The organism is Pseudomonas sp. Sample_16 (assembly GCF_004307665.1).
Taxonomy (GTDB): Bacteria; Pseudomonadota; Gammaproteobacteria; order Pseudomonadales; family Pseudomonadaceae; genus Aquipseudomonas.
Genome location: NZ_RCOB01000124.1, coordinates 1 through 9,821, shown reverse-complemented (window position 1 = coordinate 9,821; position 9,821 = coordinate 1). Strand labels below are relative to the sequence as shown.

The window sequence follows — 9,821 nt, the reverse complement described above, 5'->3', positions numbered from 1 at the left end:
TCACGGGCACCGAATCATGTCGCCGGGCGAATCGCCTTGATCAACGACTGCAACGAATACCCCAACCGCGGCGCCAGCCCTTCGGCCCGGGATACCAGGCCTTCCATATCCAGCTCCTGATCCAGGTCCGACGGCACGATCAGAATCACATTGCCCTCCTTCACCGGCAGCTCCCAGTAATGCCGATGATAGAGCCCGCGCAGCAACGCGGCGCCCAACGGCTTGCCGTCATCGGTGGCCCATTGATTGATCACCAGCCAGCCACCCGGGTTGAGGCGTTTCTGGCAGTTTTCCAGGAAAGTCCACGCCAAGTGCCCGGCTCCCGGACCTACGTCGGTGTAAAGATCAACGAAAATCAGGTCCGCGGGCTCGGCGGTGTCGAGCAACTCCAGCGCGTCACCCACGCGGATGTAAAGACGCGGATCGTCATCCAGCCCCAAATATTCGATGGCCAGGCGCGGCACATCCGGGCGCAACTCAATGGCTTCGACGTCGTCCAGCGGCAGGAATTTGAGGCAAGCCTGGGTCAACGTGCCTGCACCGAGGCCGAGGAACAATGCCGATTCCGGCTGTTCGTGGCACAGCGCGCCAATCAGCATCGCCCGGGTGTAGTCATATTCGAGCCAGCTCGGGTCGGCGGTGAACACGCAGCTTTGCTCGATGGCATCGCCGAATTCGAGAAAACGGTAATCAGCCACTTCCAGCACACGAATCACACCAAATTCGTCCTGCACCTCGGCGAGCAAATGCTCGACGCGCTCCTCAGTCATTTCGTCTCCCGATCGCTGCCAGGCCCGGCAACGCAACACACCGCAACATGAAGCGGCAAAGGCGCGATTGTCCGCGAAGCGACGGGAACAGGTCACGCACTAATTGCTGATAACATGGACGCCCGAGCGTAAAACACTAGAGATGATGATGAGCCAACCCTGGAGCCCTGACAGCTGGCGCGCCTTGCCGATCCAGCAACAACCTCAATATCCCGACGCTGCGCATTTGCAGCAGGTCGAGCAAACGCTGGCCAGCTATCCACCGCTGGTGTTTGCCGGCGAAGCGCGGGAATTGCGTCGTCAGTTTGCCGAAGTGACCCAGGGCCGCGCGTTTCTGTTGCAGGGCGGCGATTGCGCCGAAAGCTTCGCCGAGTTCTCCGCCGCAAAAATTCGCGATACGTTCAAAGTGTTGCTGCAAATGGCAATTGTCATGACCTTCGCGGCCGGTTGCCCGGTGGTCAAGGTTGGACGCATGGCCGGGCAATTCGCCAAACCGCGTTCAGCCAACGACGAAACCATCGACGGCATCACCCTGCCGGCCTACCGTGGCGATATCGTCAACGGCATCGGTTTCGACGAAAAAAGCCGTGTGCCGGACCCGGAACGCCTGCTCCAGTCCTATCACCAGTCCACCGCCACCCTGAACCTTTTGCGCGCCTTCGCTCAGGGCGGGTTTGCCGATCTGCATCAGGTGCACAAGTGGAACCTGGACTTCATCGCCAATTCGGCCCTGGCGGAAAAGTACAGCCACCTCGCCGACCGCATCGATGAAACCCTGGCCTTCATGCGTGCCTGCGGCATGGACAGCTCGCCGCAACTGCGCGAAACCAGCTTCTTCACCGCCCACGAAGCGCTGCTGCTGAACTACGAAGAAGCCTTCGTGCGGCGCGACAGCCTGACCAACGATTACTACGATTGCTCGGCGCACATGCTGTGGATCGGCGACCGCACCCGCCAGCTCGACGGCGCCCACGTCGAATTCCTGCGCGGAGTGAACAACCCGATCGGGGTCAAGGTCGGCCCGAGCATGAATCCTGACGACCTGATCCGCCTGATCGATGTGCTTAACCCGGACAACGACCCCGGTCGCCTGAACCTGATCGCCCGGATGGGCGCGAACAAGGTCGGCGATCACTTGCCGCAGCTGATTCGTGCGGTGCAGCGTGAAGGCAAGCAAGTGCTGTGGAGTTCCGACCCGATGCACGGCAACACCATCAAGGCCAGCAGCGGCTACAAGACCCGCGACTTTGCGCAGATTCTGGGTGAGGTCAAACAGTTCTTCCAGGTGCACGAGGCGGAAGGTTCCTACGCCGGTGGTATCCACATCGAGATGACCGGGCAGAATGTCACCGAGTGCATCGGTGGCGCGCGGCCGATTACCGAAGATGGGTTGTCGGATCGATATCACACCCATTGCGACCCGCGGATGAATGCCGATCAGTCGCTGGAACTGGCGTTTTTGATTGCAGAGACCTTGAAGCAAGTTAGGCGGTGAGTCATTAAATCTTTGATTGCCTGACAGGCAGCCATCGCGGGCAAGTCGAATCGTCGCACCGCCGCTCCCACAGGGATAGCGTTGTACACATAATTTGTGAATGGCGCGGTCATTGTGGGAGCTGGCTTGCCAGCGATGGCGTCAGCTCAGTCACCCTCAATCTGTGCTAATGCCACCCGCAACCGATCCGCACTCGCCCTTGGGCAATTCAACTGCACCCGCTCCAGCCCCAACCAGTCCGCCATCCGCCGCAGATTCACCGCCAACGCCAGCATCCCTTCGTCATCCAGCCCCGCCTCTTCCTCATGCACCGCATGCACTGCCAGCCGCCCTGCCGCCCGCTCGGCGCGCAAATCGACGCGCGCGGCAATCCGCTCGTTGTGCAAAAACGGCAAGACGTAATAGCCGTAGACCCGTTTTTCCTGCGGCGTGTAAATCTCCAGCCGATAGCGAAAATCGAACAGCCGCTCGGTGCGGCTGCGCTCCCAGATCAGCGAATCGAACGGTGAAAGCAGTGCACTGGCCTCGACCCTGCGCGGCAGCTTGGGCTCGGGCAGGCAATAAGCCGGTTGCTTCCAGCCCTGGACTTCGCAGGTGAGCAACTCGCCCGCCTCGACCAATTCAGCCAGACGCGGGCGGCTGTCGCCGGGGTTCAGGCGGAAGTAGTCGCGCAAGTCTTTCTCGGTGCCCACGCCCAAGGCTGTCGCGGCATGCACCAGCAAGCCACGCTGGGCCTCGGCTTCAGTGAGCAACGGCAGCGCCAGAACCTGTGAAGGAATGACTCGCTCCGGCAAGTCATAAAGCCGCTCGAATCCGCGCCGGCCAGCCACGGTCACTTCTCCGGCGGCAAACAACCATTCCAGCGCGTGCTTTTCCGCACTCCAGTCCCACCATGGCCCGGCCCGTTCCTGTCGGGTCGACAGGCTGCCGGCGCCCAACGCGCCCAGTTCTTCAACCGAGGCCAATACCCGGCGAATGGTGTCTTGCTGTTCACGACCGAAACGCGCCAGTTGTTGATAAATGTCTTCGCCACGCGTGGCACGCTGCATGCGCCAGCGCATCAGCGGGTACATCGACATCGGCAGTAACGACGCTTCGTGGCCCCAATATTCAAACAGCGTGCGACGTCGCCCCGAACTCCAGGCAGCCTGGTCGAGCAAGTCAGAAGAATAGGAACCCAGACGGGAAAACAGCGGCAGGTAGTGCGAGCGCACCACGGCGTTGACCGAATCGATTTGCAGGAGACCCAGCCGTTCGATCAGGCGATTGACCTGGACAGACTTGATCGCCGCTGGCGCCTGGCGCCCGTTGAACCCTTGGGCGGCCAGTGCCAGACGCCGAGTCTGTTTGAGGGTAAAGGACAACGTTGCGGGCATGAGCATCTCCTTGTCTGCTCGCAACCTACCTCACCGGTAAGGGGTTTGTGTAGCGTCGTTCTCATCATTTATTGATCGGGTTCATTTATGCATCGGGTCGTTCCAGAACGGCTTGATCGACTCGTGCTCGACATCCGCCCGGCTCATGCCAATGTCCTTCAATGCCTCGTCGCTCAGGCTTGCCAGCAGTTCGCGCTCACGATGCAACTCGTACCAGCGGCTGATCTTGTGCAGCAGATCGGATATCAGGTGAACCGAATGGTGTTCTGTGCCTTGGAACTCATGTTGACCTTTCATCTTGTTGCCCTCCGTTTGGATGGCTCCAGTCTCGCGCCGGGTCTAAGATCAATCCAACAAATGTTTCTGATGGCAATCATCTCGGAGATTGATGTATGTCGAGCTACCCGACGATCGATACCGAAGTGTTGCGCACCTTTGTCGCGATTGCCGACCAGGGCGGCTTTACCCGCGCCGGTGAATTGGTCCATCGCACCCAGTCGGCCGTCAGCATGCAGATGAAACGGCTGGAGGAAGACGTGCTGCAGCGCCAGTTGTTCCAGCGCGACGGCCGTCAAGTGCGGCTCACCGCCGAGGGCCAGGTGCTGCTGGGGTATGCGCGGCGCATCCTCAAGTTGCACAGCGAAGTCTTCAACACCCTGCGCGAGCCAGACATGATCGGCACCGTGCGCATTGGTACGCCAGACGATTATGTGATGCGTTTCCTCCCGGGCATCCTGCGGCGGTTTGCCCAGTCCTATCCGCTGATCCAGATCGAAGTGCATTGCGAATCATCAAAACAATTGCTGATGCGCCAGGACCTGGACCTGTCCATCGTCACCCGCGAACCGGGCAGCGAAATCGGCCAGTTGTTGCGCAAGGAGCGTTTTGTCTGGGCCGAAGCGCAATGCTACAGCGCCCACGAACAAACGCCGCTGCCGCTGGCCATGTTCAACAGCGATTGCTTCTGCCGCCTGTGGGCCTGCAACGCCCTCGATGCCCAAGGCCGCGATTACCGCGTGGCGTACAACAGCGACAGCCTGTCGGCGATCATGGCGGTGGTCAGTGCCGGCCTGGCGGTCACCGCGCAGCTGGAAAGCCTGATCACCGCGGACATGCGCATCCTCGGTGAAGCTGAAGACCTGCCGTTGCTGCCCGAGGCCAGCATCATGCTCGTGCGTAATCTGCACAATCCGTCGCCGATCACCGAATGCCTGGCCGAACACATCGTCGAAGGCTTCAAACTTTAAAGGCGAGCATCACCGCACAAAGCACCAGGAAACCGCAGAACAGCGCGCGCAACAGGCGCTCCGGCATGGCGTGAGCAATCTTCACGCCCCAACTGATGCTCATCAGTCCACCGATTGCCAGCGGTACGCCCACCCACCAGTCCACTTGATGATGCACGGCATAGGTCACCAGAGTGACGCCGGTGCTTGGCAATGCGAGCGCCAACGACAAACCCTGCGCGACCACTTGAGTGGTGCCAAACAGGCTGGTCAGCACGGGCGTTGCCACCACTGCCCCGCCCACGCCGAACAACCCGCCCATGGTGCCGGATGCCGCACCGAGCACACCCAGCCAGGGCCATCCATAGTTCATCTGTGAAGAGGCCGGTGCGCTGGCGAGGAACATGCGCATCAAGTTGTAGGCCGAAAGCGCGATCAGAAAAGCGACGAAGCCAATACGCATGGTTTGCGCATCTATCCCCACCGCCCAGATCGAGCCGATCCAGGCGAAGCAGAACCCCATCGAGGCCAGCGGCAGCGCGTGATGCAACTCGATCCTGTTGCGTTGGTGATAACGCCACAACGCCAGCATCACGTTCGGTACCACCATCACCAGCGCAGTCCCTTGGGCGATCTGTTGATCGAGCCCGAATAAAACGCCCAGCAGCGGAATGGCGATCAAGCCACCTCCGATGCCAAATATTCCGCCGAGCGTACCCAAGGCAGCGCCAAAGGCCAAATACATCAAAAACTCAATCACAGGCGTTTTCCTCCTACGTCAGGCGATTCATCCTACGCAGTTGGTTCTAGCGCGGAAACGCACAGCAACGCACAATGGCTGTGCCAACTTCGCATAAGCGTTACAGACGATGAATCCCGATCAATTGACCGAGCAACTGGGCTTGTTTCTGGATGTACTGGAAACCGGCAGCTTTTCTGCGGCCTCGCGCCGTCATCCGTTGACCCCATCGGCCGTCGCGCGACGCATTGATAGCCTGGAAAACGCTGTCGGCAGCCAATTGTTCATTCGCAGCACCCACGCGGTCCGTGCAACGCCGGCCGGCCTGGCGTTTGCCGAACGGGCGCGGCGGATCGTCGCCGAGTTACGCCTGGCCCGCGCCGAAGCTGTGTCCCTGAGCAGCGCTCCAGAAGGCTTGATTCGGGTGGATGCGCCTGCCGCGTTCGGGCGTCGGCATCTGGCGCCGGTCATTGCTGACTTCCTGATGCTGTATCCCGGCCTTGATGTGCAATTGCACCTGATCGACAGTTTCGTCGACATGCAGGGCTTGAACCTGGGCAAGGTCGATCTGGTATTGCGTGCCGGACAGATGGCCGACACGCGATTGGTGGCCACACCGCTGGCGAGCATGGTGCGCATCGCCTGCGCCAGCCCTGACTATCTGAAACGACGTGGCGTGCCCAATGATCCGACACAATTGATTGAACACGACGGTCTTGACTGGGACGGCCTGGCGCCACCTTTTGCCTGGCGCTTCGAACGTGAAGGCCAAATGCATTTGCATCGCCCCTCGCGCATCCGCATGAGCGCCAACAATGCCGAAGCCCTGGTCTGCGGTGCGCTCGCCGGGCTGGGTATCGCGCATTTGCCGACATGGCTGGCCAGTGAGTATCTGTTGCGCGGGGAACTGGTGCCGCTGTTCTGCGACAATGGCCTGCCCAAACCGGAGAGTTCGGGAATCTATGCCTTGCGCCTGCAACAACAACCCAACTCGCGCAGCCGATTGCTGCTGGAATACCTGAAAACCCGCTTCAGCCCCATCCCCCCCTGGGATCTGGTCCTGCAAACCCACCTGGACCACCACTCGTCCTGAATTATCTGGCGCATTAAAGATTTGCCCGCTAGATTCATGATGATCACCGATCAAAGGCTTCGAAATGACCACCGAGCGCGACACCCCGGACAACTGCGACGACCTGCTGCTGGACAACCAGGCCTGCTTCGCCTTGCACTCCACTTCACTGATGCTGACCAAGGTCTACAAGCCCTTGCTGCAGGCGTTGGGCCTGACTTATCCGCAGTACCTGGCGATGATGGTGTTGTGGGAAAAGGACGGCTTGACCGTGGGCGAAATCAGCACGCGCCTGCTGACTGATCCCGGCTCGCTCACCCCGCTGCTCAAACGCCTGGAAGCCGAAGGTGTGCTCAGCCGCACCCGCAGCCGCGAAGACGAACGCGTGGTGATCATCGAACTCACCGAAAAAGGTCGCGCCCTGCGTGACAAGGCCCGTGGCATTCCTCAATGCATCCTCGGCGCCAGCGGCATGACCCTTGAGCGATTGCAGAAACTGCAGGCGGAACTGCAAGCGCTGCGTCGTCACTTGCAAGACAGTCTGTAACTCTTTCTACCAGCGCACATCCCTGTAGGAGTGAGCCTGCTCGCGATAGCGGCTCGACATTCGCATGAGTGTCGACTGACTCACCGCCATCGCGAGCAGGCTCACTCCTACAGTTGTTTTGCGTTGAAGCGAAAATCCAGTTCGCTCCGCACCCCTGAAAACTCCCCTTCCACAGCTCTAATTCAAGCCTTTCAAGCGAAGACCATCATCAGGTTTTTAAATCTCCCGGTTTTTTTTCCAAAATTTATCTTGCGCACTAAACATTAGCGCGATACATTCACCTCGCACTTACTTAACGCGCAAACATTTAGCGCAAACAATCAAACCCGAACGAGGCTTTCACCATGCAAACTCTCTACACCGCAGTTGCAACTTCCACCGGTGGCCGTGACGGTCGTGCTGTTTCCAGCGACAACATTCTCGACGTCAAACTGGCTACCCCGAAAGAACTCGGCGGTGCTGGCGGTGCGGCGACCAACCCTGAACAGCTGTTCGCAGCCGGCTACTCCGCCTGCTTCATCGGCGCCCTGAAATTCGTTGCCAGCCAGAGCAAGCGCAGCATCCCGAGCGATGCGTCGATCACCGCCCACGTCGGTATCGGCCAGATTCCTGGCGGTTTCGGTCTGGACATCGACCTGCACATCAGCTTGCCGGGCCTTGAACAAGCCGACGCGCAAGCCCTGGTCGATGCTGCCCACCAGGTTTGCCCGTACTCCAATGCCACCCGCGGCAATGTCGAAGTACGTCTGCACGTCACCGTCTAATCACTGACCCACTCAGGCCCGAACAGGAAATGAACATGAACACTTTCAGCAAAGTCTTGACCGGTACCCTTCTCGCTCTGTCGATCAACAACGCGTTCGCCGGTGATGTCGAGCACAACACCCAGGCATTCCTCGACGTGTTGAATGCCGGCACCGGCAAGCCGATCGAGCAAATGACGCCTGCACAAGCCCGCGCCGTGCTGGTGGGTGCGCAGGCCGGGGTCAAGCTGACGCTGCCAAAAGCCGATGTCAGCCAGAAGACCATTCAGGTCGACGGCCAACCGCTGAGCCTGACTATCGTCCGGCCGGCCGGGGTCAAGGGCGAGTTGCCAGTGTTCATGTTCTTCCACGGCGGTGGCTGGGTACTGGGAGATTTCCCGACCCACGAACGACTGGTTCGTGACCTGGTTGTCGGTTCGGGCGCAGCGGCGGTTTTCGTCAACTACACGCCGTCGCCGGAAGCGCATTACCCGGTGGCGATCAACCAGGCGTACGCCGCGACCAAATGGGTAGCTGAACACGGTAAAGAGATCAACGTCGATGGCAAACGCCTGGCGGTGGCCGGCAACAGCGTCGGTGGCAACATGGCGGCCGTGGTTGCGCTGATGGCAAAAGACAAAGGCACGCCAGCGATCAAGTTCCAGGTATTGCTGTGGCCGGTGACCGATGCCAACTTCGAGACGGCATCCTACAACCAGTTTGCCGAAGGGCACTTCCTCAGCAAAAACATGATGAAGTGGTTCTGGGACAACTACACCACCGACGCCAAGCAGCGTAACGAGATCTATGCCTCGCCGTTGCGGGCTACCCCTGCGCAACTCAAGGGTCTGCCACCGGCGCTGGTGCAAACGGCGCAAGCGGATGTGCTGCGCGACGAAGGTGAAGCCTACGCCCGCAAACTCGATGAGGCCGGTGTACCTGTAACTTCGGTTCGCTACAACGGCATGATCCACGACTACGGTTTGCTCAACGTGGTGAGCCAGGTTCCAGCGGTTCGTTCGGCAATGTTGCAGGCTTCGCAGGAACTCAAGGAACACCTGAAGAAATAACCCTACCTGTAGGAGCCGGCTTGCTGGCGATAGCGGTCTTGAGGACGCCATCGCCAGCAAGCCGGCTCCTACACGTTTGGCGTTGCGTACCAATCACTGGACACAAAAAAGCCCGACTCAATGGTCGGGCTTTTTCATTCCTCAAGCAGTGCTTATTTAGCACGGCCTTTGTAGGAACCGCCTTCGCGGGTATCGATCTCGATCATGTCGCCGATTTCGATGAAGTCAGCAACCGACAGCTCGGTACCGTTCTTCAGTTTGGCAGGCTTCATTACCTTGCCGGAAGTGTCGCCGCGAGCGGAACCTTCGGTGTAGTCGATCTGACGCACGATGGTGGTCGGCAGCTCTACGGATACCAGACGGTCTTCGAAGAACACGGCTTCGCAAACGTCGGTCATGCCTTCTTCGATGAACGGCAGAACGCTTTCGATGTCTTCAGCGTTCAGCTCGTACATGGTGTAGTCAGTGGTGTCCATGAACGTGTAGGTGTCGCCGCTGATGAAGGACAGGGTCGCTTCTTTGCGGTCGAGGATCACGTCGTCCAGTTTGTCGTCAGCGCTGTAAACGATCTCGGTCTTGTAACCGGTCAGCAGGTTTTTCAGCTTGGTCTTCATGATCGCGCTGTTACGACCCGACTTGGTGAATTCAGCTTTCTGAACCAGCCAAGGATCGTTTTCGAGACGGATCACGGTACCGGGTTTCAGTTCTTTACCAGTTTTCATTGCGAATATCCGAATTTGGATGGGATTTACAAAAATCTAGGCCGCGTATCATATCCAATTT

General features: G+C 59.3%; 11 protein-coding genes. 6 read left to right on the top strand and 5 right to left on the bottom strand.

Features of this window, described 5'->3' with window-relative positions; genetic code table 11:
* Positions 1-14: 14 nt before the first annotated feature.
* A complete protein-coding gene (locus D8U69_RS17275) occupies positions 15-770 on the bottom strand; it encodes a spermidine synthase (protein ID WP_056856388.1) in 756 nt (251 codons plus the stop codon).
* A gap of 148 nt (positions 771-918) precedes the next feature.
* Between D8U69_RS17275 and D8U69_RS17270 the strand changes: the two genes are divergently transcribed.
* A complete protein-coding gene (locus tag D8U69_RS17270) occupies positions 919-2,265 on the top strand; it encodes a 3-deoxy-7-phosphoheptulonate synthase class II (RefSeq protein WP_056856389.1) in 1,347 nt (448 codons plus the stop codon).
* 146 nt (positions 2,266-2,411) lie between these two features.
* Here the strand turns inward: D8U69_RS17270 and D8U69_RS17265 are convergent, their stop codons facing one another.
* The gene (locus D8U69_RS17265; RefSeq protein WP_130907786.1) at positions 2,412-3,641 is read right to left on the bottom strand and encodes a winged helix-turn-helix domain-containing protein; all 1,230 of its coding nucleotides are present in this window, start codon (positions 3,639-3,641) and stop codon (positions 2,412-2,414) included.
* A gap of 81 nt (positions 3,642-3,722) precedes the next feature.
* The gene (locus D8U69_RS17260; RefSeq protein WP_056856391.1) at positions 3,723-3,938 is read right to left on the bottom strand and encodes a DUF1127 domain-containing protein; all 216 of its coding nucleotides are present in this window, start codon (positions 3,936-3,938) and stop codon (positions 3,723-3,725) included.
* A 95-nt stretch (positions 3,939-4,033) separates the two neighbouring features.
* On the opposite strand from D8U69_RS17260, the gene D8U69_RS17255 reads away from it, so the two are divergent.
* On the top strand, positions 4,034-4,888 hold the full coding sequence (locus tag D8U69_RS17255; RefSeq protein ID WP_056856392.1) for a LysR substrate-binding domain-containing protein: 855 nt from the start codon (positions 4,034-4,036) through the stop codon (positions 4,886-4,888).
* Here D8U69_RS17255 and D8U69_RS17250 read toward each other — a convergent pair.
* A complete protein-coding gene (locus D8U69_RS17250) occupies positions 4,878-5,627 on the bottom strand; it encodes a sulfite exporter TauE/SafE family protein (protein WP_082557657.1) in 750 nt (249 codons plus the stop codon). The two genes, D8U69_RS17255 and D8U69_RS17250, sit on opposite strands and share 11 nt — an antisense overlap.
* A gap of 109 nt (positions 5,628-5,736) precedes the next feature.
* Here D8U69_RS17250 and D8U69_RS17245 point away from each other — a divergent pair, with 109 nt between their 5' ends.
* The 4 genes from D8U69_RS17245 (at position 5,737) to D8U69_RS17230 (ending at position 9,038) form a co-directional block, all read left to right on the top strand.
* Complete coding sequence (locus D8U69_RS17245; RefSeq protein ID WP_130907785.1) at positions 5,737-6,699, top strand: LysR family transcriptional regulator; 963 nt, start codon at positions 5,737-5,739, stop codon at positions 6,697-6,699.
* 64 nt (positions 6,700-6,763) lie between these two features.
* Positions 6,764-7,225 (top strand): MarR family transcriptional regulator, encoded by a 462-nt coding sequence (locus tag D8U69_RS17240; protein ID WP_056856395.1) that lies wholly within the window; start codon positions 6,764-6,766, stop codon positions 7,223-7,225.
* 344 nt (positions 7,226-7,569) lie between these two features.
* Positions 7,570-7,989 carry an organic hydroperoxide resistance protein gene (locus D8U69_RS17235; RefSeq protein WP_056856396.1) on the top strand — a complete coding sequence of 140 codons (420 nt, stop codon included), beginning with the start codon at positions 7,570-7,572 and terminating at the stop codon, positions 7,987-7,989.
* Positions 7,990-8,024: 35 nt separating this feature from the next.
* Positions 8,025-9,038, top strand: a complete 1,014-nt coding sequence (locus D8U69_RS17230; RefSeq protein WP_056856397.1) for an alpha/beta hydrolase — start codon at positions 8,025-8,027, stop codon at positions 9,036-9,038.
* A gap of 152 nt (positions 9,039-9,190) precedes the next feature.
* On the opposite strand, the gene D8U69_RS17225 is transcribed toward D8U69_RS17230, so the two are convergent.
* Positions 9,191-9,760, bottom strand: a complete 570-nt coding sequence (locus D8U69_RS17225) for an elongation factor P (RefSeq protein ID WP_056856398.1) — start codon at positions 9,758-9,760, stop codon at positions 9,191-9,193.
* Positions 9,761-9,821 lie beyond the last annotated feature (61 nt).